The 23,606-nt window shown below is 61.9% G+C and carries 22 protein-coding genes and 1 other RNA gene; 4 read left to right on the plus strand and 19 right to left on the minus strand.

Annotated elements, in window-relative coordinates:
- Positions 1-3 precede the first annotated feature (3 nt).
- From HU749_RS24295 to rsmI, 14 genes are all read right to left on the minus strand, one after another.
- A complete protein-coding gene (locus HU749_RS24295; RefSeq protein ID WP_018606094.1) occupies positions 4-969 on the minus strand; it encodes a D-alanine--D-alanine ligase in 966 nt (321 codons plus the stop codon).
- Positions 966-2,426, minus strand: coding sequence for a UDP-N-acetylmuramate--L-alanine ligase (murC, locus tag HU749_RS24300; protein WP_186651826.1), 1,461 nt, complete (start codon positions 2,424-2,426; stop codon positions 966-968). Before murC ends, HU749_RS24295 begins: the two co-directional genes overlap by 4 nt.
- Positions 2,419-3,489, minus strand: coding sequence for an undecaprenyldiphospho-muramoylpentapeptide beta-N-acetylglucosaminyltransferase (gene murG, locus HU749_RS24305; protein WP_186651828.1), 1,071 nt, complete (start codon positions 3,487-3,489; stop codon positions 2,419-2,421). The genes murC and murG overlap by 8 nt, the downstream gene beginning before the upstream one ends.
- On the minus strand, positions 3,479-4,696 hold the full coding sequence (gene ftsW, locus HU749_RS24310; protein WP_014340065.1) for a putative lipid II flippase FtsW: 1,218 nt from the start codon (positions 4,694-4,696) through the stop codon (positions 3,479-3,481). Before ftsW ends, murG begins: the two co-directional genes overlap by 11 nt.
- On the minus strand, positions 4,693-6,039 hold the full coding sequence (gene murD / locus HU749_RS24315; protein WP_079302568.1) for a UDP-N-acetylmuramoyl-L-alanine--D-glutamate ligase: 1,347 nt from the start codon (positions 6,037-6,039) through the stop codon (positions 4,693-4,695). The genes ftsW and murD overlap by 4 nt, the downstream gene beginning before the upstream one ends.
- 5 nt (positions 6,040-6,044) lie before the next feature.
- Positions 6,045-7,127, minus strand: coding sequence for a phospho-N-acetylmuramoyl-pentapeptide-transferase (gene mraY, locus HU749_RS24320; protein ID WP_014340067.1), 1,083 nt, complete (start codon positions 7,125-7,127; stop codon positions 6,045-6,047).
- Positions 7,127-8,494: a UDP-N-acetylmuramoyl-tripeptide--D-alanyl-D-alanine ligase gene (locus HU749_RS24325; protein ID WP_079302569.1), complete on the minus strand. Its 1,368-nt coding sequence runs from the start codon at positions 8,492-8,494 to the stop codon at positions 7,127-7,129. The genes mraY and HU749_RS24325 overlap by 1 nt, the downstream gene beginning before the upstream one ends.
- Entirely contained in the window at positions 8,487-9,950 is a 1,464-nt protein-coding gene (locus HU749_RS24330) for a UDP-N-acetylmuramoyl-L-alanyl-D-glutamate--2,6-diaminopimelate ligase (protein WP_079302570.1), read from the minus strand. The genes HU749_RS24325 and HU749_RS24330 overlap by 8 nt, the downstream gene beginning before the upstream one ends.
- Entirely contained in the window at positions 9,950-11,689 is a 1,740-nt protein-coding gene (locus HU749_RS24335) for a peptidoglycan D,D-transpeptidase FtsI family protein (RefSeq protein WP_172436116.1), read from the minus strand. The genes HU749_RS24330 and HU749_RS24335 overlap by 1 nt, the downstream gene beginning before the upstream one ends.
- Positions 11,689-11,982, minus strand: a complete 294-nt coding sequence (gene ftsL / locus HU749_RS24340) for a cell division protein FtsL (protein ID WP_003178214.1) — start codon at positions 11,980-11,982, stop codon at positions 11,689-11,691. The genes HU749_RS24335 and ftsL overlap by 1 nt, the downstream gene beginning before the upstream one ends.
- Positions 11,979-12,926 (minus strand): 16S rRNA (cytosine(1402)-N(4))-methyltransferase RsmH, encoded by a 948-nt coding sequence (gene rsmH / locus HU749_RS24345; RefSeq protein ID WP_079302572.1) that lies wholly within the window; start codon positions 12,924-12,926, stop codon positions 11,979-11,981. The genes ftsL and rsmH overlap by 4 nt, the downstream gene beginning before the upstream one ends.
- A complete protein-coding gene (mraZ, locus tag HU749_RS24350; RefSeq protein ID WP_003205355.1) occupies positions 12,923-13,378 on the minus strand; it encodes a division/cell wall cluster transcriptional repressor MraZ in 456 nt (151 codons plus the stop codon). The genes rsmH and mraZ overlap by 4 nt, the downstream gene beginning before the upstream one ends.
- Before the next feature lie 309 nt (positions 13,379-13,687).
- Positions 13,688-14,041: RNase P RNA component class A (gene rnpB / locus HU749_RS24355), an RNA gene on the minus strand.
- 74 nt (positions 14,042-14,115) lie between these two features.
- Positions 14,116-15,021, minus strand: a complete 906-nt coding sequence (gene rsmI, locus HU749_RS24360; RefSeq protein ID WP_172436114.1) for a 16S rRNA (cytidine(1402)-2'-O)-methyltransferase — start codon at positions 15,019-15,021, stop codon at positions 14,116-14,118.
- 255 nt (positions 15,022-15,276) lie between these two features.
- On the opposite strand from rsmI, the gene HU749_RS24365 reads away from it, so the two are divergent.
- The 4 genes from HU749_RS24365 (at position 15,277) to HU749_RS24380 (ending at position 18,721) form a co-directional block, all read left to right on the plus strand.
- On the plus strand, positions 15,277-17,088 hold the full coding sequence (locus tag HU749_RS24365) for a penicillin-binding protein activator (protein WP_079302574.1): 1,812 nt from the start codon (positions 15,277-15,279) through the stop codon (positions 17,086-17,088).
- Positions 17,088-17,450: a YraN family protein gene (locus tag HU749_RS24370; protein ID WP_014340075.1), complete on the plus strand. Its 363-nt coding sequence runs from the start codon at positions 17,088-17,090 to the stop codon at positions 17,448-17,450. The genes HU749_RS24365 and HU749_RS24370 overlap by 1 nt, the downstream gene beginning before the upstream one ends.
- Positions 17,451-17,552: 102 nt before the next feature.
- The gene (locus HU749_RS24375) at positions 17,553-18,146 is read left to right on the plus strand and encodes a phosphoheptose isomerase (RefSeq protein ID WP_186651830.1); all 594 of its coding nucleotides are present in this window, start codon (positions 17,553-17,555) and stop codon (positions 18,144-18,146) included.
- The gene (locus HU749_RS24380; RefSeq protein WP_003178201.1) at positions 18,143-18,721 is read left to right on the plus strand and encodes a BON domain-containing protein; all 579 of its coding nucleotides are present in this window, start codon (positions 18,143-18,145) and stop codon (positions 18,719-18,721) included. The genes HU749_RS24375 and HU749_RS24380 overlap by 4 nt, the downstream gene beginning before the upstream one ends.
- A 1,071-nt stretch (positions 18,722-19,792) precedes the next feature.
- Here HU749_RS24380 and HU749_RS24385 read toward each other — a convergent pair.
- The 5 genes from HU749_RS24385 to petA all read right to left on the minus strand — a co-directional run bounded on the left by HU749_RS24385 (position 19,793) and on the right by petA (position 23,578).
- A complete protein-coding gene (locus tag HU749_RS24385; RefSeq protein WP_003205360.1) occupies positions 19,793-20,206 on the minus strand; it encodes a ClpXP protease specificity-enhancing factor in 414 nt (137 codons plus the stop codon).
- 16 nt (positions 20,207-20,222) lie between these two features.
- A complete protein-coding gene (locus HU749_RS24390) occupies positions 20,223-20,840 on the minus strand; it encodes a glutathione S-transferase N-terminal domain-containing protein (RefSeq protein WP_003178195.1) in 618 nt (205 codons plus the stop codon).
- 151 nt (positions 20,841-20,991) lie between these two features.
- Entirely contained in the window at positions 20,992-21,774 is a 783-nt protein-coding gene (locus tag HU749_RS24395) for a cytochrome c1 (RefSeq protein ID WP_014340077.1), read from the minus strand.
- The gene (locus HU749_RS24400; RefSeq protein WP_046063607.1) at positions 21,774-22,985 is read right to left on the minus strand and encodes a cytochrome b; all 1,212 of its coding nucleotides are present in this window, start codon (positions 22,983-22,985) and stop codon (positions 21,774-21,776) included. The genes HU749_RS24395 and HU749_RS24400 overlap by 1 nt, the downstream gene beginning before the upstream one ends.
- Positions 22,985-23,578 carry a ubiquinol-cytochrome c reductase iron-sulfur subunit gene (gene petA, locus HU749_RS24405; RefSeq protein WP_003205363.1) on the minus strand — a complete coding sequence of 198 codons (594 nt, stop codon included), beginning with the start codon at positions 23,576-23,578 and terminating at the stop codon, positions 22,985-22,987. The genes HU749_RS24400 and petA overlap by 1 nt, the downstream gene beginning before the upstream one ends.
- Positions 23,579-23,606: the final 28 nt, after the last annotated feature.

A 23,606-nucleotide genomic window follows, 5' to 3' on the forward strand; every position in this document is an offset into this window, starting at 1 on the left:
GGCTTAACCTCTTGGCTCTTGATGGCCGACGCTGGCGGCCAGGATCGACAGCACCAGTTGCTGGAAATCCAGACCGGCGGCACGGGCCGCCATCGGCACCAGGCTGTGGTCGGTCATGCCCGGCGCGGTGTTGACTTCCAGGAACCAGAACTGCCCATCGGCGTCCTGCATCACGTCTGCCCGGCCCCAACCGGCGATACCCAGCGCCTCACAGGCCTTGGCCGTGAGGTCCATCAGTTGTTTTTCCTTGGCGGCGTCCAGCCCGCAGGGAATGCGGTACTGGGTATCGTTGGCGACGTACTTGGCGTCGTAGTCGTAGAACGTGTGGGGCGTGCCCAGCGCAATCGGGGGCAACACCTGGTCGCGCAGGGTGGCGATGGTGAACTCGGGACCGGAGATCCATTGCTCGACCAACACTTGCGAATCGTAGGAACTGGCGTCTTTCCATGCCGCGGTCAACTCAGGCAGCGAATTCACTTTCGCCATGCCGATACTTGAACCTTCATGGGCCGGTTTGACGATCAAAGGGAAGCCCAGTTCCGTGGCCGCCGAAATACAATCGGCCTCGGACGCCAGCACGGCGTGGCGTGGCGTCGGAATGCCGAGGCTGTGCCAGACCTGCTTGGTGCGCAGCTTGTCCATCGCCAGGGCGGAGGCCAGGATGCCGCTGCCGGTGTAGGGAATGCCCAGGCATTCGAGCAGGCCTTGCATGCTGCCGTCTTCGCCACCGCGACCGTGCAGGATGATGAACGCGCGGTCGATCTTTTCGCTCAGCAGGCGCTGCAGGAAATCATCGCCCACGTCGATGCCGAATGCGTCGACACCGGCGCCTTGCAGGGCTTGCAGCACGGCGTTGCCGGACTTGAGGGACACCTCGCGCTCGGCGCTCTTGCCACCGAACAGCACGGCAACGCGGCCGAAGGCTTTCGGATCAAGGGTCGAGACCAGGTTGGCGTAGGCAGCAGTCATTTCAGTTTCCCCTCGCTGGCGGCCACGATTGCCCCGGCGAATAACGGACTGTTCAACAGTTTCGGGGCCAGGCCTCCGATGTCACCGGCACCCTGGCACAGCAGGATGTCGCCGGCGCGCAGCAGCGGCTTGACCAGCGGCGCGAGGTCCACGCCGCGTTCGATGTAGATCGGGTCCAACTGGCCGCGCTGGCGAATGCTGTGGCACAGCTGGCGGCTGTCGGCTCCCGGGATCGGCTCTTCACCGGCCGGATAGACTTCCATCAACAGCAGCACGTTGGCGTCGGCCAGCACCTGGACGAAATCGTCATACAGGTCGCGGGTGCGGCTGTAGCGGTGCGGCTGGTAGACCATCACCAGGCGGCGTTCCGGCCAGCCACCGCGCACGGCCTTGATCACCGCGGCGACTTCAGTCGGGTGGTGGCCGTAGTCGTCCACCAGCATCACGTTGCCGCCGTCCACCGGCAGTTCGCCGTAGACCTGGAAGCGTCGGCCCACACCCTGGAAGCCGGACAGGCCCTGGACGATGGCTTCATCGCTGACGCCTTCGTCGGTGGCGATGCAGATGGTCGCCAAGGCGTTCAGCACGTTGTGGTTGCCGGGCATGTTCACCGACACGTCCAACGGCTCGCGATCAGGTCGCAGTACGGTGAAGAACGTCTGCATGCCCTGCTGGCGCACGTTGATGGCGCGTACGTCGGCGTCTTCGCCAAAGCCGTAGGTCACGGTCGGACGCTTGATCAGTGGCAGGATTTCGCGCACCACCGGATCGTCCAGGCACACCACCGCCAAACCGTAGAACGGCAGGTTGTGCAGGAACTCGACGAAGGTTTTCTTCAGTTTGTTGAAGTCACCGTCGTAGGTCGCCATGTGGTCGGCGTCGATGTTGGTGACCACGGCCACCAGCGGTTGCAGATGCAGGAAGCTCGCATCGCTCTCGTCGGCTTCGGCGATCAGGTAGCGGCTGGTGCCCAACTGGGCATTGGTGCCCGCGGCATTCAGACGACCGCCGATCACGAACGTCGGGTCCAGGCCACCGGCCGCGAACACCGAGGCGATCAGGCTGGTGGTGGTGGTCTTGCCGTGGGTACCGGCGACGGCGATGCCGTGGCGATAGCGCATCAGCTCAGCCAGCATCTCGGCCCGTGGTACCACGGGGATACGGCGCTCCAGGGCGGTGGCGACTTCCGGGTTGGAAGTGTTCACGGCGCTGGAAACCACCAGCACGTCGGCATTGGCGGCGTTCTCGGCACGGTGGCCGATAGAGATCTGCGCGCCGAAGGACTCCAGGCGCTCGGTGACCGGGGAGGCCTTCAGGTCGGAACCCGAGACCTGGTAACCCAGGTTCAGCAGCACCTCGGCGATCCCGCACATGCCCACGCCGCCGATACCGACGAAGTGGATGCGGCGGATACGGCGCATTTCCGGTTGCGGCATGGCTTTGCGATTTTCAACCATGGGCCACCTCCAGGCAGGTATCGACCACTTGGGCCGTGGCATCGGGTTTGGCCAGCCGGCGTGCGGCGCGGGCCATGTCTTCAAGTCGTTGCGGCTGCATCAAAACCTCTGTCAGGCGGGCGGCAAGATCCGCGGCGCCAGTCGTTCTCTGCGGCATCAGGAAGGCAGCGCCTTCACGGGCCAAATAATCGGCGTTACGGGTCTGGTGATCGTCAATGGCGTGAGGCAAAGGCACGAGCATCGAGGGCAGACCGGCGGCAGCCAGTTCACTGACGGTCAGCGCGCCTGCGCGGCAGACCACCAGGTCGGCCCAGCCATAGGCTTGGGCCATGTCGTTGATGAAGGGCTGCACTTGCGCCTCGACGCCGGCGGCGCGGTAGCGCTCGGCAGTCACTTCATCGTGTTGTTTGCCGGCCTGGTGAAACACTTCCGGGCGCAGTTCAGGGGCGACCTGCGACAGGGCTTCGGGCAGCAATTTGTTCAACGGTTCTGCCCCCAGGCTTCCGCCCAGGACCAGCAAACGCGCCTTGCGTCCAGCCAGGGCTGGGCGCGGTGTATCGAAAAACAGCTCGGCACGCACCGGATTACCGGTGGTGCGGCGGCTGCCCGACAGGGTAAAGGTGTCGGGAAAGGCTTCACAGACCCGGGCGGCCAACGGCACCAGTAACCGATTGGTGGTACCGGCCACGGCGTTCTGTTCGTGGACGATCACCGGCACACCGGCCAGTTTTGCCGCAACGCCGCCAGGACCGGTCACATAACCACCAAAGCCCACCACGCACACCGGACGCAAGCGACGGATGATCGCCCGTGCCTGCCAGATCGACTTGAGCAGCATCAGCGGCGCCTTGAGCAACGACAGCTTGCCCTTGCCCCGCAGGCCGCTGGCGTTGATCCGGTGCAGTTCGAGGCCGGCGCCAGGGACCAGTTCGTTCTCGATCCCCCGCGGCGTGCCCAGCCAGTGCACGGTGTAGCCGCGCGCCTGGAACTCCCGGGCACAGGCCAGCGCCGGGAAGACATGCCCGCCGGTGCCGCCGGCCATGATCAGCACGTTAGCGCCCATGAGTCGGCTCCTCGGCGAAGTCGCTCTCCTGGAATTCCATCTCTTCGCTGCCCAAGTGGGTTCGACTCTCCCATTCGATGCGCAGCAACAGCCCGAGGCAGGCACAGCAGATCACCAGGGAACTGCCGCCATAACTGAGGAACGGCAGCGTCAGGCCCTTGGTCGGCAACAGGCCGACGTTCACGCCGATGTTGATCAGGAACTGGCCGATCCACAGGAACGACAGGCCATACGCCACGTAGGCGGCAAAGAACTGCTTGGCCTTCTCGGCCCACAAGCCGATGTACATTCCGCGCACGCAGACGAACACGAACAAGGCAACGGTGCACAAGGAGCCCACCACCCCCAGCTCTTCGGCCAGGACCGAGAACACGAAGTCGGTGTGGGCTTCCGGCAGGTAGAACTGCTTCTGCACGCTGTTGCCCAGGCCCACGCCCAGCCATTCGCCGCGACCGAAGGCAATCAGTGCCTGGGTCAATTGATAGCCGGAACCAAACTGGTCGGCCCACGGATCGGTAAAGGTGATCAGGCGCGCCATCCGATACGGTTGTGCCTGTACCAGCACCGTCACGGCCCCCACCGCCAGCGCGACCATCAGGGTAAAACGGAACAGCCCGACGCCACCCAGGAACAACATGGCCGCCGCCGCGCCCATCATCACCACCGTGGCGCCGAAGTCCGGCTCCATCAGCAGCAGGCCCGCCATCGGCAGCAACACGATGAACGGCTTGAAGAAACCCATCCAGCTCTCGCGCACTTCCTTCTGGCGACGCACCAGATAGCCGGCGAGGTAGATCACCACGAAGACCTTGGCGATCTCCGACGGCTGGACGTTGAAGAAGCTGAAGCCGATCCAGCGCATGGAGCCGTTGACCTCGCGGCCAATACCCGGCACCAGTACCATCACCAACAGGCCGAAGGCACCGAGCAGCATCAGCCAGCCGAGGCGTTGCCAGGTGGCGATCGGCACCATCATGGTGACGATGCAAGCGCCCAGGCCGATCACCAGGTAAATCAGGTGGCGGATCATGTGGTAAAGGGTGTTGCCCGACTGCACGGCGGCCACTTCCGACGACGCGGAGGTGATCATCACCAGGCCCAGGCCCAGCAAGGCCAGGCAACCGGCGAGCATCGGGAAATCCAGGTCGATGCCACGCCCGGTGATCAACGGCGACGGGTACGGCTTGATGATATTCAGCAGGCTCATGCCAAGTCCTCCGCGGCCCGGGCGAACAACTGCCCGCGCTCTTCGTAGTTCTTGAACATGTCGAAACTGGCGCAGGCCGGTGACAGCAGCACCGCATCGCCCGGGTGCGCGAGGGCGCGGCATTGCTGCACCGCCTCGTCCAGCGAACCAACGCGAACCAGCGGCACCGCATCGCCGAGGGCCTGGGCGATCAATTCACGGTCGCGGCCCATCAGCACCACGGCACGGCAGTTGGCCGCCACCGGGTCGCGCAGGTCCTTGAAGTCGGCACCCTTGCCGTCGCCGCCGGCGATCAGCACGAGCTTGCCTTCGATGTCCGCGCCCAGCCCTTCGATGGCCGCCAGTGCGGCACCGACGTTGGTGGCCTTGGAGTCGTTGTACCAGGCCACGCCGTCCAGGTCGCGCACCCACTGGCAGCGGTGTTCGAGACCGGCGAAGGTGCGCAGGGCCGAGAGCATGGCGTCGAACGGCAGGCCGACCGCATGCCCCAGGGCCAACGCGGCCAGGGCATTGGCCTGGTTGTGGGCGCCACGAATCTTCAGTTCGCGCACCGGCATCAGGTTCTGGAATTCGAAGGCCAGGTATTTCTCGCCATTCTCTTCACGCAGCCCGAAGCCTTTGAAGTCGGGCACGCCCAGGCCGAAGGACCAGCACGGCGTGCCCTCGCCCAACAACGGACGGGTCAGGGCATCCTGGCGATTGAACACCACTTGCCGGGCACCACGGAAGATCCGGTGCTTGGCCAGGTGATACGCCGGCAGGCCGCTGTAGCGGTCCATGTGGTCTTCACTGACGTTGAGCACGGTGGCCACTTCGGCGCCCAGGTGGTCGGTGGTCTCGAGCTGGAAGCTCGACAGTTCCATCACGTACAGCTCGACCTCGTCGCTGAGCAGGTCCAGCGCCGGGGTACCCAGGTTGCCGCCTACGGCGACGCGCTTGCCGGCCGCCGCGGCCATCTCGCCGACCAGGGTGGTGACGGTGCTCTTGGCATTGGAACCGCTGATGGCAACGATCGGCGCCTTGGCGTTACGCGCGAACAACTCGATGTCGCCGGACAATTTCACGCCACGGGCAGCGGCAGCCTGCAGGGCCGGAGTCGCCAGGGCCAGGCCGGGGCTCACGTAGAGCTCATCGGCGCGGCACAGGAACTCGACGTCCAGCTCGCCACAACGCACGTCCACCTGCGGATAGTCACGGCGCAGCGTGGCCAGCTCAGGCGGATTTTCCCGCGTATCGGCCACGGCAAACGACACGCCCCGGCTCGCCAGGAAGCGAACCAGGGACATGCCGCTCTTGCCGAGGCCGACAACGATGCGGAAGTGGTCAGAAGCGATCAGGGACACTCGTTCTACCTCAGCTTCAGGGTGGCAAGGCCGACCAGGACCAGAATCACGGTGATGATCCAGAAACGGACGATCACACGCGGCTCGGGCCAGCCCTTGAGTTCAAAGTGGTGGTGGATCGGCGCCATGCGGAATACGCGGCGGCCGGTCAATTTAAAGGACGCAACCTGAATGACGACTGACAGGGTCTCCATCACGAACACGCCGCCCATGATGAACAGGACGATTTCCTGGCGAACGATCACAGCGATGGTGCCCAGGGCCGCGCCCAGCGCCAGCGCGCCGACGTCGCCCATGAAGACTTGCGCCGGATAGGTGTTGAACCACAGGAAGCCCAGGCCGGCACCGATCAGCGCTCCGCAGAACACGATCAGCTCGCCCGCCCCCGGCACATAAGGGATCAGCAGGTATTCAGCGAATTTCACGTTACCCGACAGGTAGCAGAAGATCCCCAGCGCACCGCCGACCATCACCGTCGGCATGATCGCCAGGCCGTCGAGGCCGTCGGTGAGGTTGACCGCGTTGCTCGAACCGACGATCACCAGGTAGGTCAGCACGATGAAGCCTGCGCCCAATGGAATGCTGTAGTCCTTGAGCATCGGCAGGATCAGGGTGGTCTCCACCGGCGAGGCGGCGGTCATATAAAGGAAGATCGCCGCGCCGAGGCCGAATACCGACTGCCAGAAATACTTCCAGCGACTTGGCAGCCCACGGGAGTTTTTCTCGATGACCTTGCGATAGTCGTCGACCCAGCCGATGGCGCCAAAGAGCAAGGTCACCAGCAGCACGACCCAGACATACCGGTTCGCCAGGTCGGCCCAGAGCAAGGTGCTGATGCCGATGGACGAGAGGATCAGCGCGCCACCCATGGTCGGGGTGCCGGATTTGGACAGGTGCGATTGCGGACCGTCGTTACGAACCGACTGGCCGATTTGCAGGTTCTGCAGGGTGCGGATCATCCACGGGCCCAGGAACAGCGACAACGACAACGCGGTCAGCACACCCAGGATCCCGCGCAGGGTCAGGTACTGGAAGACCGCGAAGCCTTTGTGAAACTGTTGCAGGTACTCCGCTAGCAGCAGCAGCATTAATGTTTCTCCGTGGAGGCGCCGCACAGCGCCGCGACGATGTTTTCCATCGCTGCGCTGCGTGAGCCCTTGATCAATAAGGTGGTGTTCGGGTCCTGCTCGGCGCCCAGGGCCTGGATCAGTTCGGCCTGAGTGGTGAAATGCCGTGCGTGCTCGCCAAACGCGGCGACTGCATGGGCCATCATCGGACCGACCGCATACAGCGCGTCGACCTTGCCGCGCGCATAGGCACCGACATCGTGATGCCCCTGTTGCGCCCACTCGCCCAGTTCACCGATATCCCCCAGCACCAATACGGTACGGCCGGAGAAACCGGCGAGGATATCCACAGCCGCGCACATGGACGACGGGTTGGCGTTATAGGTGTCGTCGATCACGCGCATGCCATTGCTGGCCAGTTGCGCGACGGAGCGCCCCTTGACGGGCTGCACGGCGTTCAACCCGGCGACGATGCCCGGCAGCGACACACCCAGCGCATGGGCAGCAGCCGCCGCGGCCAGGGCGTTGGCAACGTTATGGGTGCCGAGCAGGTTCAATTGCACCCGCTCGGCGCCATCCGGGCTGTGCAGGTTAAAGGCCGGGCAACCGCGAGCGTCACGGTCCAGGTCACTGGCGTAGAAATTCGCGGCGAGGTTGCTCAGGGCAAAGGTCAGCACCTTGCGCTCGCCTGCTCGGGTTTTCCAGATTTCGAAAGCCTTGTCGTCGAGATTCAGCACGGCGACGCCATCGGCATCCAGCCCCTCGATGATCTCGCCCTTGGCCTCGACAATTTTTTCCGGGCCGCCGAACTCACCGACGTGGGCGGTCCCGGCATTGTTGAGTACCGCCACGTGGGGCTTGGTCATGCCCACGGTATAAGCGATCTCGCCGAGCCGCGAAGCCCCCAGCTCGATGACGGCGGCGCTGTGTTCCGGCGCCAACTCCAGCAGGGTCAGCGGCACGCCGAGGTCATTGTTCAGGTTGCCACGGGTCGCCAGCACCGGACCGCGGGTGCGCAGGATACTGGCAAGCATTTCCTTGACCGTGGTCTTGCCGCTGGAGCCGGTGATGGCCGCGACCGGGTTGCCATACGCCGCGCGGTTCAGCGCACCGAGCTGACCCAGGGCCTGGCGAGTGTCGTTGACAAGCAATTGCGGCAGCGTGCTGTTGCTCACTTCGCGCTCGACCAGGGCCGCGACCGCACCTTTGCCCGCGACTTCGTTCAAGTAATCGTGACCATCGAAACGCGGCCCAGCCAGGGCGACAAACAATTGCCCCGGCGTGATCGCCCGACTGTCGATGCTGACGCCGTTGAAGGTGGCGTCCGCGGCGATGAGGCGCGCATTCAGGGCGTTGGTCAGTTCGCTGAGTTTCAGGGCTTTAAGCATGGGCCACCTCCCACGCGGTCAGGGCGTGATCGGCTTCCACCAGATCGGAAAAAGCATGGCGTTCGCCGTTGATTTCCTGATAGTCCTCGTGGCCCTTGCCGGCCAGGACGATGACATCGTCCGCCGAGGCGCTGGCGATCAACTGGGCAATGGCCTGGCCGCGACCGGCAACGAAGGTGACGTTGTCCACAGCGGTAAAACCGGCGCGGATGTCGTCGAAAATCCGCTGTGGGTCTTCGGTACGAGGGTTGTCGTCGGTGACCAGCACGCCGTCTGCCAGCCGCTCCACGACTTCGGCCATCAATGGGCGTTTGCCGCGATCACGATCGCCACCGCAGCCGAACAGGCACAGCAACTTGCCCTTGGCGTGAGGACGCAGGGCCGTGAGAACTTTTTCCAACGCGTCTGGGGTATGGGCGTAATCGACCACCACCAGTGGTTGAATCCCACCGCCCAAACGCTGCATGCGACCGGCCGGGCCCTCGAGCTTCGGCAAGACCTTGAGAATTTCGTCCAGTGCGTAGTCCAGGCCGAGCAAGGCGCCGATGGCCGCCAATACGTTGCTCAGGTTGAAACGGCCGAGCAAGGTGCTGCGCAAATGGTGTTCGCCCTGAGGCGTGACCAGTGTGGCGCGCACGCCTTCGTCATTGAATTGCGCCTGGCGTACATAAAGGTAGGCGCTGGCATCTTCCAGGCTGTAGGTGATCAACCGCGACTCACGCTTTTCGGCAGCCAGTTGCCGACCAAATTCGTCATCAAGATTGATGACCCGGCACTTCAGGTCATTCCAGGCAAACAGCCTGGCCTTGGCTTCGCCGTAGGCCTGCATGGTGCCGTGGTAATCCAGATGATCCCGGGACAGGTTGGTCAACACCGCAACATCGAACGCCAGGGCGGTCACACGGCCCTGATCCAAACCGTGGGAAGAGACTTCCATCGCAACGGCCTTGGCACCGGCCTTTTTCAGGTCCGCCAAGGTCGCTTGCACGGCAATCGGGTTCGGCGTGGTGTGCAGGCCACTTTCCAGTGCGCCATGGAAGCCGTTGCCCAAGGTGCCGACAATGCCGCAATGCTGGCCGAGCAGGTCCAGGGCCTGGGCCACCAGTTGGGTCACGCTGGTCTTGCCGTTGGTGCCGGTCACGCCCACCAGGTTCAGGTGGCGGCTCGGGTCGCCATAAAAACGCCCGGCGATGTCCGACAGCTGCGCCGCCAGGCCCTTGACCGGAATCAGCGGAACGTCGGTGATCGGCAGCACGGTCGCGCCGTGCACTTCATACGCCACGGCAGCCGCGCCACGCTTCAGGGCGTCGGCGATATGGTCGCGACCATCGAAACGCGCACCCGGCACCGCCAGGAACAAGTCCCCGGCACGTACATTGCGGCTGTCCAGGGCCAGTTCGCGGATCAACAGATCGTGACCGGCGTGGGCAAAAATCTTGTTCAGGCTCAGGGACATCAGCCACGCCCTCCTTCGGCTTTCAGGGGAACGACCGGTGCGGTATTGGCCTGCTGGGTCGGTGGCAGGTTGTCCGGGGTAATGTTCATCAGGCGCAGGGTGCCGGACATCACTTTGCTGAACACCGGCGCCGAGACCAGGCCACCGAAGTAGCCCGCCTTGCTCGGTTCGTCGATGACCACGACGATGGCGTAGCGCGGGTCGCTCATTGGGCCGAAGCCGGCAAACAGCGAACGGTAGGAATTCTCGGCATAACCTTTGGTGCCCACCGAGGTTTTACGGGCCGTACCCGATTTGCCTGCCACGTGATAGGCCGGGACCTGGGCGCGATAGACACCGCGCGGCGCTTCGATCACTTGTTGCAGCATGCCCTGCATGGTCTTGGCGACATTCTCCGGGATCACCTGGGTGGTCTGCGCCGCCTTGTCGGTCTTGATCAGGGTCAGCGGTGCCATCCGCCCGTTGTTCGCCAGCGCGGAAAACGCGTGGACCAACTGGATCGCGGTCACGGAAACACCGTAGCCGTAGGACAACGTGGCGGTTTCAGCCTTGCGCCAGTCGCGGTAGTTCGGCAGGTTACCGACACGCTCGCCCGGGAAGCCCAGGCCGGTGTCCTGGCCGAGGCCGATTTTCTGGGCCAGGCGATAGATCGTCTCGCCGCCGATATCGAAGGCAATCTTGCTCATGCCAACGTTACTGGAATTGATCAGGATGCCGGTCAGGTCGAGCACCGGGCCTTCGGTCTTGGACACGTCACGAATGGTGTACTTGCCGATCTGCAGGGTGCCCGGATACACCTCGACGGTGTCGCTCGGCTTCCAGCGCCCGGTTTCCAGGGCCGCGGCCATGGACACGGCTTTCATGGTCGAACCGGGCTCGAACACGTCGATCATCGCGCGGTTGCGCATCATCGCAGGTTGCAGGTTGCGACGGTTGTTCGGGTTGTAGGTCGGCTGGTTGACCATCGCCAGGATCTCGCCGGTCTTCACGTCCATGATCACCAGGCTGCCGGCCTTGGCACCGTTCTCGACGATGGCATTGCGCAGTTCACGGTTGGCCAGGTATTGCAGGCGCAGGTCAATGGACAACGCCAAGGGCTTTCCGGCCTTGGCGTTTTTGGTGACTTGGACATCCTTGATCAGCCTGCCGCGCCGATCCTTGATGACCTGGCGCTTGCCGGCGACCCCGGCGAGCCATTCGTCATAGGCCAGTTCGACACCTTCGCGCCCTCGGTCATCGATGTCGGTAAACCCGACCATATGGGCCGTGACTTCACCGGCCGGGTAGAAACGCCGGAACTCTTCAATGCCGTAGACACCAGGCACTTTCAGATCGAGCACGCTCTGGCCTTGCTCGGGCGTCAACCCGCGCACCAGATAAATGAATTCCTTGTTGGCCTGGGCTTCGAGGCGCTCGGCCAGGGCCTTGGGATCCTGCCCGAGGGCAGCGGCCAGTGCTGGCCATTTTTCCTTGGCCTGCTGCATTTCCTTGGCGTTGGCCCACAAGGTGGTCACCGGGGTGCTCACGGCCAGGGGTTCGCCATTGCGGTCGGTGATCAAGCCACGGTGAGCCGGGATCGGAATGTGCCGCACACTGCGGGCATCGCCCTGCCCCTTGAGGAAATCACGGTCGACGACCTGCAGGTCGATGATGCGCCATGAAATCGCCGCCACCATGATCCCGAGCAAGCCCAGGACCAGACGGAACCGCCACGGGAACAGCGCCCCTTCGAGTTTCATCATGGCGCCACCATCTGCACTTCGGCGGCGCCGGGAATGCGCATTTTCAGCTGCTCGGTGGCCAAGACTTCGATACGGCTATGGGCGGTCCAGGTGCTCTGCTCCAGGATCAACCGGCCCCACTCGGCCTGCGCCTTGTCGCGCACGCTCAGTTCGTTGTAGAGGGTATTGAGAAGCTGCCGATTCCAGTGCGCGCTATAGGACACGGCGATGGCCGACACGAGCACGCCGATAAACAGCAACAGCATGAAAAAGCTGCCGCCGGGCAGTGGCTTGGCGAAGAGCTTGCTCACCGCAACTTCTCCGCGACACGCATGACGGCGCTACGGGCACGTGGGTTGGCCTTGAGTTCAGCCTCGGAGGCGAACTGCGCTTTGCCATGGATCTTGATTTTTGGCACGAAGGCTTCGAAACGCACCGGCAGGTTGCGCGGCAGGTTATCGGCTTCGCCCTTGGTGAGTTTGCGCATGAACAGCTTGACGATGCGGTCTTCCAGGGAATGGAAGCTGATCACCACCAGCCGACCGCCGATCTCCAGCGCTTCAAGCGCCGCTTCGAGACCGACCTCCAGATCGCCCAGCTCGTTATTGACGTGGATGCGCAAACCCTGGAAAGCACGGGTCGCCGGGTTCTTGCCCTTTTCCCAGGCCGGATTGGCAACCTTCAGCACCTCGGCCAGGTCGCCGGTACGCTCGAATGGCTTGATATCGCGGCGTTCGACCACGGCACGGGCCATGCGGCCGGAGAAACGCTCTTCGCCGTACTCCTTGAAGACACGGGCGATTTCTTCCACCGGCGCGGTGTTGACGAATTCGGCGGCGCTGATGCCACGGGACGGGTCCATGCGCATGTCCAGCGGGCCGTCATTGAGGAAACTGAAGCCGCGCTCCGGATCGTCCAGTTGCGGCGAAGACACGCCCAGGTCGAGCAGCACGCCACCGACCTTGCCGGCCAGGCCACGCTCGGCGACTTCCGAACCCAGCTCGGCAAAGCTGCGCTGCACAACGACAAAGCGGCCGTCTTCGGCCGCCAGCGCTTGCCCGGTGGCAATCGCTTGAGGATCCTTGTCGAACCCCAGCAACCGGCCGCCCGGACCGAGCTTGCTGAGAATCAACCGGCTATGTCCGCCACGCCCGAACGTGCCGTCCAGATAGCAGCCATCAGGACGTACGGCGAGAGCCTCGACGGCTTCGTCAAGCAGTACGGTGATGTGGTTAAAGCCGCTATCAATAGTCACAGGATCAAATCACGCAGTTCATCAGGCATGGCGCCCGGTTGTTGAATAGCAGCGAGGTCAGCGGCGGAAACCGCATTCCAGGCATCTTCGTCCCACAGCTGGAACTTGTTCAGTTGGCCCACCAGCATCGCGCGCTTGTCCAGCTTGGCGTATTCGCGCAGGCGCGGCGGCACCAGGAAACGACCGCTGCCATCGAGCTCGAGGTCGACGGCATTACCGATCAGCAAGCGTTGCAAACGGCGGTTTTCTTCACGCAGCGAAGGCAGTGCGCGCAGTTTGGTTTCGATGATTTCCCACTCATCAAGAGGGTAAACACACAAACATGGGTCAACGGCGTCGATCGTGACGATTAACTGCCCCGAACTTCGCGAAACGAGCTCGTCACGATACCGGCTCGGCATGGCGAGACGGCCTTTTGCATCGAGACTGATAGCGTTAGCTCCGCGAAACACGTCTGCGTTTCTCCACTTTTTGGCGTTTTACCTTCAAAAAAACCCACTTCATGCCACTTTCCGCCACTTGCGCACACTATAGGAATGCGCCTACCGCACCGTCAAGGCGCGGATTGAAGGAAAAGCCTTATAGATCGGAGATTTAGGAGCGTTTCAGGAGGGGTAACAAGAATCTGACGTAGGAAAATTCACCTCAACCCGAGGAAGCACAGGAGGCTGCGCGCACAAGTTAAAGTGATTTGTTAAGAGTAAGATTTTTTTGGTATTAGGAACTGCGTCTGCCAGTGATTCCGGCAGGGAGGGAAAAAGGTGGAGAGTCGATCTGTAAGCCGGGTTCTGTCTTGAACAGTCATTCGTCTACGATGGCCATCACTGGACATCTTTAGCAACCTACCCGGTCCCAGCGCGGGCCACGCCTTGGGACCCTATTTGGTCTTGCTCCAAGTGGGGTTTACCTAGCCACGAACTGTTGCCAGACGTGCGGTGCGCTCTTACCGCACCTTTTCACCCTTACCGGCGCCGAAGCGCTTAGGCGGTTATTTTCTGTGGCACTTTCCGTAGGCTCACGCCTCCCAGGCATTACCTGGCACTTCGCCCTATGGAGCCCGGACTTTCCTCCCCCCCCTAATTTTCATAGAGGGCAGCGACTGTCCGATCGACTCTCCGCCGCGAAGGTTAACGGTAGAGCGCCTGAAGAACAAGCGCTAAAAGCCTTGGGCCAGCCCTGCGCTCTGCTTTCACTGACCCTTCTGTTTTTCCAGTGCGACCTGGTACAGCACGTTCTTGCGCTCACCGGTGATTTGCGCCGCAAGGGCCGCGGCGCGCTTGAGGGGCATTTCCTCGAGTAGCAGGTTCAGGATGCGCATCGCTTCGCTGCTGACAGCGTCTTCACTTTCCGGGGCTGTCCACCCGGCCACCAGGACGACACACTCGCCGCGCTGCTGGTTGCTGTCACCTTCGACGAAGGCTCGCAACTCGGCCAACGGCAAGCCCTTGAGGGTTTCGAAGGTCTTGGTCAACTCACGAGCCAACAGCGCCGGGCGCTCAGGACCGAACACCAGCTCCATGTCCTGCAGGCATTCCAGGATGCGGTGCGGCGCCTCATAGAAGATCAGCGTGCGCGGCTCTTCCTTTATGGCCTCCAAGCGCGCCCGTCGCCCCACCGCCTTGGCCGGCAGGAAACCTTCGAAGATGAAACGGTCCGACGGCAGGCCTGCCGCCGACAGCGCTGCGATCAATGCACAAGCCCCCGGCACCGGCACCACGCTGATGCCCGCCGCACGGGCCTGACGCACCAAATGATAGCCAGGGTCGGAAATCAGCGGCGTACCGGCATCGGAAATCAGCGCGACGTTATCGCCCGCCAGCAGCCGGGTAATGAAACGACTGCCTTCGTCCCGCTCATTGTGTTCATGACAGGCCGCCAACGGCGTCGAAATGCCGAAATGCTGCAGCAGGCGCTGGGAGTGGCGCGTGTCTTCAGCTGCGATCAAAGCAACCTCCCGCAGGATTTTCAGCGCCCGGGCACTGATATCGTCCAGGTTGCCGATGGGCGTCGCCACCACATAAAGCGAGCCGGCAGCGGAATTCAAAGCACCTGGAGCAGTCAAGACACATACCTCATGATCGGTAAAAACCGCCATTGTAGCGTGTAGCGGCCGTCTCGGCTGTTCGCGGTAACGGGTAAACCGAGGCAATGCCGCTCACTGGAAGGTTAGACAAGCCCTTGTGGCGAGGGAGCTTGCTCCCTCGCCACGGAGGTCAATATCCCCGTCTTTTGTGGTGTATCGCACTCTTTGAAATACCTAAATTGATCGATTCACACCACTAACATCGCGCCCCGGCCAGTGCTTGGGTACAATTCGACGCTTATTTGATCTCGTATCAGGAACACTTACATGATCGCTTGCCTGCGGCTGCTCTCCGCCCTCTGCCTCGCTGCCCTCCTGGCGGCCTGCGCCAGCTCGCCCTCGTCCAGCCTTGGCGAACTCCCACGCACCCCGGATGCCAGTATCGAGCAGTTGCTCGAACAGGCCACCCAAAGCAAAAATCCGGAAAAAGCCGCCCTGCTGCGCCTGAGCGCTGCTGACCTGGCCTACCGCCAGGGCAATGCCGGCCAGTCCGCACAGATCCTGCAACAAGTGCCGATGGAGCAACTCAAGCCCGGCCAGCAGATTTTCGCCAGCACGCTGTCGGCTGAACTGGCGATGACCCGCAATCAGCCCAAGGCGGCACTGACCGCCCTGAGCCACCCAAGCCTGCAACACCTGAGCGAAATGCCGGTGGAGCAGCAGGTCCGTACCGGTACCGTCCGCGCCCGCGCCCTGGAGGCCGATGGCCAGACCCTGGCCGCCGCCAAGGAGCGCATTTTCATCGCGCCCCTGCTGGAAAACGACGCCGCGGCAAAAAACCACGAAGCCATCTGGTCGCTGATCGCCTCGCTGCCCACCGACCAGTTGCAGCCAAGCTCCAACGACGACCTAGGCGGTTGGCTGAGCCTGGCCCAGGCCGTCAAGACCGCCGGCACCCTGGAACAACAGCAGGCGGCCATCGACCACTGGCGCGAACAGAACCCGAAGCACCCCGCCGCCCTGCAGCTGCCAACCCCCCTGGTCAAGCTCAAGGAACTGGCGAGCCAGCCACTGAGCAAGATCGCCCTGCTGCTGCCACAGAATGGCCCGCTGGCTGCGGTTGCCAAGGCCTTGCGCGAGGGCTTCATGGCCGCGCACTACCAGGCCCAGCAGGCCGGGCAGAAGCCGCCAAGCATCCAGTTCTACGACAGCTCCAGCCTGACCTCCATGGACGAGTTCTATCGCAAGGCCCAGGCCGATGGCGTGCAACTGGTAGTCGGACCGCTGGAAAAACCACTGGTCAAGCAGATCAGTACTCGCCCGCAACTGCCGATCACTACCCTGGCGCTGAACTACAGCGAAGGCGAGCAAGGGCCACCGCAACTGTTCCAGTTCGGCCTGGCACCGGAGGATGAAGCTCGCGAAGTCTCCCGCCGCGCCCGCGCCGATGGCCTGCATCGCGCCGCCGTCATGGTACCGAAGGGTGAATGGGGCGATCGCGTACTCAAAGCCTTCAGCCAGGACTGGCAGGCCAATGGCGGCACCATCATCGCAATCGAACGGGTCGACCAACCGGTCCAACTGGCCCAGCAGATCGCCGACATGTTCCAACTGCGCCAGAGCGAAGGTCGCGCCAAGAGCCTGCAAAGCACCGTTGGCACCACGGTCGCGGCCCAGCCGTCCCGTCGCCAGGACATCGAGTTCATCTTCCTGGCATCGACGCCGCAACAGGCCCAGCAGATCAAGCCGACCCTGAACTTCCAGTACGCTGGCGACGTGCCGGTCTACGCGACGTCTTCAGTGTTCAGCGCCAGCGGCGACCAGAATCAATATAACGACATGAGCGGTATCCGCTTCTGCGAAACCCCGTGGCTGCTCGACGCCAATGACCCGCTGCGCAAGCAGGTCACCGCCCAGTGGCCCCAGGCGGGCGGCAGCCTGGGTCGGTTGTACGCGATGGGTGCAGACGCCTATCGCCTGGCGCCGCGCCTGGGTCAGCTCAAGACGTTGCCGGACAGCCGAATCGAAGGCCTGTCGGGCAGCCTGGCAGTGTCTCCAACCCAGCGCGTACAGCGTCAACTGCCATGGGCCGAGTTCGTCAACGGCCAGGTGCAGCGGCTGCCGGATACCCAGCGCTGATGCCTGACCGATCACGCCAGCAAAGCGGACGGGATGCCGAGGGCCAGGCCCTCGCGCATCTCCAGCAACAAGGCCTGCGGCTGGTGGCGCAGAACTGGTTGTGTAAACGCGGCGAGCTTGATCTGGTCATGCTTGACGGCGATACAGTAGTATTCGTCGAAGTCCGCTACAGAAAAAATACTCAATGGGGTGGGGCGCTCGACAGCATTGACGAGCGCAAGCGCCAGAAGCTGATTTTCGCCGCGCAGTATTTTCTGCAACGCGAGTCTCGCTGGGCCGATCATCCCTGCCGCTTCGACGTGGTTGCCATCGACAGCAACGCCGCTCAGTTGAACTGGCTGCAGAACGCTTTCGACAGTTAAGCGCCCATGCCGAGCCGGACACCTTCACCTAACTTTTTTGCTCTTTGCTTTGCGCGCCGCACATGTTTGTGCCGATAAGCCGCGCTACTTAAGGTCACACAGATGGACATGCAATCGCGAATTCGCCAGCTTTTTCAGGCCAGTATCGACACCAAGCAACAGGCGATGGACGTACTTGCACCGCACATCGAGCAAGCCAGCCAAGTGATGGTCAACGCCTTGCTCAACGAGGGCAAGATGCTTTCGTGCGGCAATGGCGGTTCGGCCGGCGACGCACAGCACTTCTCCTCGGAACTGCTCAACCGCTTCGAGCGCGAGCGCCCGAGCCTGCCAGCGATCGCCCTGACCACCGACAGCTCGACGATCACCTCGATCGCCAACGACTACAGCTACAACGAAATCTTCTCCAAACAGATCCGTGCCCTGGGCCAACCCGGCGATGTACTGCTGGCGATTTCCACCAGCGGCAATTCGGCCAATATTATTCAAGCGATCCAGGCCGCACATGATCGCGAAATGATTGTCGTAGCATTGACCGGTCGTGACGGCGGCGGCATGGCGTCCCTGCTCTTGCCAGAAGACGTCGAGATCCGCGTACCGGCCAATATCACCGCACGTATCCAGGAAGTCCACCTGCTGGCGATCCACTGCCTTTGCGACTTGATCGACAGCCAACTGTTCGGGAGTGAAGAATGACCCCTAATCGCCTAGGCCTACTGGCCCTGACCCTGTGCCTCGGCATCAGCGGCTGCACATCGGTGGTTAACGCCAGCCGGGAAAAGCCGATTGAAGATGACCGCGGCACCCGCACCTTCGGCAGCAAGATCGACGACTCCCTGATTGAAACCAAGGTAGGCGTGAACATCGCCAAGGCCGACCCGGACCTGGACAACAACTCGCACATCGTCGTCACCAGCTTCAACGGCGTCGTATTGCTGGCCGGCCAGACCCCACGTGCCGACCTCAAGGCCAAGGCCGAACAGGAAGCCAGCGCCGTGCAACGGGTCAAGACCGTGCATAACGAACTGCAGGTCCTGCAACCCTCCTCGCTGCTGGCGCGACAGAACGACGCCTGGCTGACCACCAAGATCAAGACCCAGATGCTCACTGACGCCAGCATTCCCGGCTCGCGCATCAAGGTTGTGACTGAGAATGGCATTGTCTATTTGCTGGGGTTGTTGACCAAGAAAGAGGCTGCGCAGGCGACCAACTTGGTGCAGGGTGTGTCTGGGGTGCAGAAAATCGTCAAGTTGTTTGAGTACATTGACTGATTTTTGAACTTCAGTTGCTCAAGAAAAACGGCGCTTCTTCTGAGACCGGGGGCGCCGTTTTTTTTGCTTCTTTTTTGGTGGGATCGATGTGTATATCCGTTGCTGCGGTAACGGCAGCTTAGGGTTCCGCTCTTACAGCGGGTCACTTTTGGAAGAGCGCCAAAAGTAACCAAAAGCGCTTTGCCCCACCACTCGGCACCTCGCCTAGGCTCGGTGTGCCCTCACTCCGGCATTGCTCCGTGGGCCGCCGCGAAGGGCCATCCATGGCCCAGCGCGGCTAACCCGGCATCCATGCCGGGATGCCCACTCCACAACACCTCCGTTCAGCCATCGTGGTTAACGGGGCGCCAAGATCAACGTCCACCGCGAGGCGGCCTAGTAGCCGACCTGGTTCTTGATGAGACCGCGTGCCTCCTGTGGGAGCGAGCTTGCTCGCGATGGCGATAGCTCAGTCACATGGATGCTGGGCGTGCCGGCCTCATCGCGAGCAAGCTCGCTCCCACAGGGGGGCTGTGCTGGGTATAAATTTTGTGTCCGCTGGAGATTGAATGTGGGAGCGGGCTTGCTCGCGAAGGCGATGTGTCAGCTTGCGGTGATGTTGGATGTGCCGGCCTCTTCGCGAGCAAGCTTTGCTCCCACAGATCTAACGGGTGTACGACCGGGAGAGTCAGGTCGGCTGTTAGGCCGCCTCGCGGTGGACGTTGATCTCGGCGCCCCGTTAACCACGCTGACCGAACGCAGGCATTGTGGAGTGGGCAACCCGGCATGGATGCCGGGTTAGCCGCGCTGGGCCATGGATGGCCCTTCGCGGCGGGCCCACGGAGCAATGCCGGAGCGAGGGCACACCGAGCCTAGGCGAGGTGCCGAGTGGTGGGGCATAAAGCGTTTTGCTTACTTTTGCGCTTCTCAAAAGTGAGCCGCCGTAAGGGCGGAACCCTAAGCCGCCGTTACCGCAGCAACGGATACACACACCAACCATGCCACAAAAAAAATGCCCACATCTCACGATACGGGCATTTTCTTAACCAAGTCACCAAGCTTTCAAACAGCCTGTATCTGGCACATATCTACCTACTTCACCACTTTCAAACTCGGCCGCCCGCTAGGACGCGGCGGCTCGTCATCCGGTGGCGGCAAGTCATCATCCGGCTCGAACTCTTCCTCGCCATCGAGCGGCGCTTCCAGCTCAAACACCATGCCCTGGCCATTCTCCCGGGCATAAATCCCCAGGATCGCAGCAATAGGCACGTACAAAGTGTGCGGCACACCACCGAAGCGCCCTTCGAAGCTGACGGCGTCGTTATCCATGTGCAAGTGACGCACAGCGGCCGGCGACACGTTCAAGACAATTTGCCCGTCATTGGCAAAACCCTGCGGCACCTGCACCGACGGAAACTCGGCGTTGACCAGCATGTGCGGGGTGCAATCGTTGTCCACAATCCACTCGTAGAGCGCGCGGACCAGATAAGGTCGACTGGAGTTCATAGCGGCTCCCTAAGCCTTAGCGCATGTCACGTTCGACGCCAGACAGACTCGCCTGGAAAGCCTCACGCGCGAATTGGCGCTCCATATAATCAAGCAGCGGCTTGGCAGGCCGCGGCAGTTCGATACCCAGAATCGGCAAACGCCAGAGTATGGGCAATAGGCAGCAATCCACCAGACTTTGTTCCTCACTGAGGAAAAACGGCTTATCGACGAACAGTGGCGATACGCCAGTCAGGCTTTCACGCAATTCCTTGCGCGCGACGACCCGCGCCGGCTCCTTGGTCCGAGAATCCAGGATCAGATCCACCAACCCGCACCAGTCACGCTGGATGCGATGGATCAGCAAACGGCTGTTGGCACGCGCGACAGGGTACACCGGCAGTAAAGGTGGATGCGGATAACGCTCATCCAGATATTCCATCACCACGGTCGACTCCCACAACGCCAGGTCACGATCGACCAGTGTGGGCAGGCTGCCGTAAGGGTTCACCTCGATCAGCTTCGGCGGCTGACGGCCCGCTTCAACGTAAATGATCTCGGCGCTGACACCCTTCTCTGCCAGTACGATGCGTACCCGGTGGGAATAGTGGTCGGCGGGGTCGGAGTAACAGGCCAACCGATTGGTCACGCCCATGGCGATCCTCCTCGCTTGTTGAAATTATCGAAAAACGGAAAAACGAGCGCGCCCAGAGGGCGTCTCCTGTAACACCTGGCGGGCCAGGCTCGTTACATTTCTAGAGACGCCCTTGGGCGCGCACGATTAACAGCAACGGCTTACAGCTTTATCAATGCACGTCTTTCCAGTATTCACGCTTGAGCAGGTAAGCGAATACGAAGAAGAACGCCAGGTACAGCAATACATAGGTACCGATGCGCTGATGCTCCAGCTTCACCGGGTTGGCCGAGTAGGCCAGGAAGGTCACCAGGTTCTTGACCTTCTCGTCGAACTGCTCCGGGGTCAGGCTACCGGTATTCGGCAATACAGTCAGCTGGTCGCAGGCTTCATGCGTCAAAGCGGTGCCGGTCAGCGGATCGAATTGCTTTTTACCGTCCTCAACGATCTGAACCTGTTTGCAGCCTACCACCTGGCGACCCTGGAGGCCGACCAGAACGTTAGGCATGCCGACGTTCGGGAAGACCTTGTTGTTCACGCCCCATGGACGCGCAGGATCTTCGTAGAACGAACGCAGGTAACCATAAAGCCAGTCAGTCCCACGCACACGGGCGACCAGGGTCAGGTCCGGCGGCGCGGCGCCGAACCAGGTCTTGGCGTCCGCAGGCTGCATGCCGATGGTCATGTGATCGCCCAGCTTGGCACCGGTGAACACTACCTTCTCGAGCATCAGCTCATGAGGAATGCCCAGGTCATCGGCAACGCGCTCGTAGCGCTGGAACTTGGCACTGTGGCAACCCATGCAGTAGTTGGCGAACGTACGTGCGCCGTCCTGCATGGCAGCTTTGTCGGAAACGTCGATGTCGACTTTTTCCAGCTCCGGACCAGCAGAGGTAGAAGCAAAGGACAGTGCAGGCATAGCCGCGAGAATCAGTACAGCAAATAGCTTTTTCATCAGCCAGTCACCCTTTCCGGAACCGGTTTGGTCTTCTCGAGCCTGGTGTAGAACGGCATCAGAATGAAGTAGGCGAAGTACAGGAAGGTGCAAACCTGCGACAGCAACGTGCGTCCCGGCGTCGGCGCCAGTACGCCCAGCACGCCGAGGATCACGAACGAGATGCAGAACACCACGAGCCAGATCTTGCTCAGCCAGCCTTTGTAGCGCATCGACTTGACGGGGCTGCGATCCAGCCACGGCAGGACGAACAGCACAGCGATGGCCGCGCCCATGGCGATAACGCCCAGCAGCTTGTCCGGGATCGCCCGCAGGATCGCGTAGAACGGTGTGAAGTACCAGACCGGGGCAATGTGCTCAGGGGTCTTGAAGGCGTTCGCCTGCTCAAAGTTCGGCTTCTCGAGGAAATAACCACCCATTTCCGGGAAGAAGAACACGATGGAGCAGAAGATGAACAGGAAGACCACCACGCCGACGATATCTTTCACGGTGTAGTACGGGTGGAAGGCGATGCCATCCAGCGGTACGCCGTTCTCGTCCTTGTGCTTCTTGATGTCCACGCCATCCGGGTTGTTCGAGCCGACTTCGTGCAAGGCCAGGATGTGCAACACCACCAGGCCAAGGATCACGATCGGCAGCGCGACCACGTGCAGGGCGAAGAAGCGGTTCAGGGTAATGCCCGAGATCAGGTAGTCACCACGAATCCACTGGGTCAGGTCGTCACCGATGACCGGGATCGCACCGAACAGCGAGATGATCACCTGGGCACCCCAGTAGGACATCTGGCCCCACGGCAGCAGGTAGCCCATGAAGGCCTCGGCCATCAGCGCCAGGTAAATCAGCATGCCGAAGACCCACACCAGCTCACGAGGCTTCTGGTACGAACCGTAGAGCAGGCCACGGAACATGTGCAGATAGACCACGATGAAGAACGCCGAAGCGCCAGTGGAGTGCAGCAGACGCAGGATCGAGCCGTACTCGACGTCGCGCATGATGTATTCGACGGAAGCAAAGGCTTCTTCCGCCGACGGGGTGTAGCTCATGGTCAGCCAGACACCGGTAACGATCTGGTTGACCAGAACGAGCAGCGCCAGGGAGCCAAAGAAGTAGAAGAAGTTGAAGTTCTTCGGAGCGTAATACTTGCTGAGATGGTCTTCCCACATTTTGGTCGCGGGAAAGCGCGCATCAACCCAATCCATGAATTTGCTCATCACGCTTTCTCCGTATCGACGCCGATGACAATGATGTCGTCGGTCTCATAGGAATGCGGGGGAACTGGCAGGTTCAGAGGTGCAGGCTGCGACTTGTAGACGCGACCAGCCAGGTCGTAGTGGGAGCCGTGGCAAGGGCAGAAATAACCACCGACCCAGTCCTTGCCCAGATCGGCAGGAGCCACTTCAGGACGGAACGTTGGCGAGCAACCCAGGTGCGTACAAATTCCGATCAGCAGCAAAACCTCTGGCTTGATCGAACGCGTTTCAGGATTGACGTATTCCGGTTGGACCGAGTTCTTGGAGGACGGGTCGGACAACTGACCCTCGATCTTTTTCAGATTCCCCAGGATTTCCTCTGTACGGCGGACGATGAACACCGGCTGGCCGCGCCATTCAGCAATCATCTGCTGGCCTGGCTCGATCTTGCTGACATTCACTTTCACCGGTGCACCTGCGGCTTTCGCCTTGGCACTGGGAAACCATGACCCCACGAACGGGACCGCAGCCCCCACCGCTCCTGCAGCACCCACCACGGATGTGGCTGCTACCAGGAAGCGACGCCGGCCTGCATTCACGCCGTCATTGCTCATTCAGTCCTCTCCCATCAGCTTTGTGGCC

Source organism: Pseudomonas ogarae, from assembly GCF_014268695.2.
GTDB classification, from domain to species: Bacteria; Pseudomonadota; Gammaproteobacteria; order Pseudomonadales; family Pseudomonadaceae; genus Aquipseudomonas; species Aquipseudomonas kilonensis.

Coding starts and splice junctions, on each gene's coding strand:
- HU749_RS24295 (WP_018606094.1), bottom strand. CDS start 969: ATGACTGCTGCCTACGCCAACCTGGTCTCGACCCTTGATCCGAAAGCC.
- murC (WP_186651826.1), bottom strand. CDS start 2,426: ATGGTTGAAAATCGCAAAGCCATGCCGCAACCGGAAATGCGCCGTATC.
- murG (WP_186651828.1), bottom strand. CDS start 3,489: ATGGGCGCTAACGTGCTGATCATGGCCGGCGGCACCGGCGGGCATGTC.
- ftsW (WP_014340065.1), bottom strand. CDS start 4,696: ATGAGCCTGCTGAATATCATCAAGCCGTACCCGTCGCCGTTGATCACC.
- mraY (WP_014340067.1), bottom strand. CDS start 7,127: ATGCTGCTGCTGCTAGCGGAGTACCTGCAACAGTTTCACAAAGGCTTC.
- HU749_RS24325 (WP_079302569.1), bottom strand. CDS start 8,494: ATGCTTAAAGCCCTGAAACTCAGCGAACTGACCAACGCCCTGAATGCG.
- HU749_RS24330 (WP_079302570.1), bottom strand. CDS start 9,950: ATGTCCCTGAGCCTGAACAAGATTTTTGCCCACGCCGGTCACGATCTG.
- HU749_RS24335 (WP_172436116.1), bottom strand. CDS start 11,689: ATGAAACTCGAAGGGGCGCTGTTCCCGTGGCGGTTCCGTCTGGTCCTG.
- rsmI (WP_172436114.1), bottom strand. CDS start 15,021: ATGGCGGTTTTTACCGATCATGAGGTATGTGTCTTGACTGCTCCAGGT.
- HU749_RS24365 (WP_079302574.1), top strand. CDS start 15,277: ATGATCGCTTGCCTGCGGCTGCTCTCCGCCCTCTGCCTCGCTGCCCTC.
- HU749_RS24370 (WP_014340075.1), top strand. CDS start 17,088: ATGCCTGACCGATCACGCCAGCAAAGCGGACGGGATGCCGAGGGCCAG.
- HU749_RS24375 (WP_186651830.1), top strand. CDS start 17,553: ATGGACATGCAATCGCGAATTCGCCAGCTTTTTCAGGCCAGTATCGAC.
- HU749_RS24380 (WP_003178201.1), top strand. CDS start 18,143: ATGACCCCTAATCGCCTAGGCCTACTGGCCCTGACCCTGTGCCTCGGC.
- HU749_RS24385 (WP_003205360.1), bottom strand. CDS start 20,206: ATGAACTCCAGTCGACCTTATCTGGTCCGCGCGCTCTACGAGTGGATT.
- HU749_RS24390 (WP_003178195.1), bottom strand. CDS start 20,840: ATGGGCGTGACCAATCGGTTGGCCTGTTACTCCGACCCCGCCGACCAC.
- HU749_RS24395 (WP_014340077.1), bottom strand. CDS start 21,774: ATGAAAAAGCTATTTGCTGTACTGATTCTCGCGGCTATGCCTGCACTG.
- HU749_RS24400 (WP_046063607.1), bottom strand. CDS start 22,985: ATGAGCAAATTCATGGATTGGGTTGATGCGCGCTTTCCCGCGACCAAA.
- petA (WP_003205363.1), bottom strand. CDS start 23,578: ATGAGCAATGACGGCGTGAATGCAGGCCGGCGTCGCTTCCTGGTAGCA.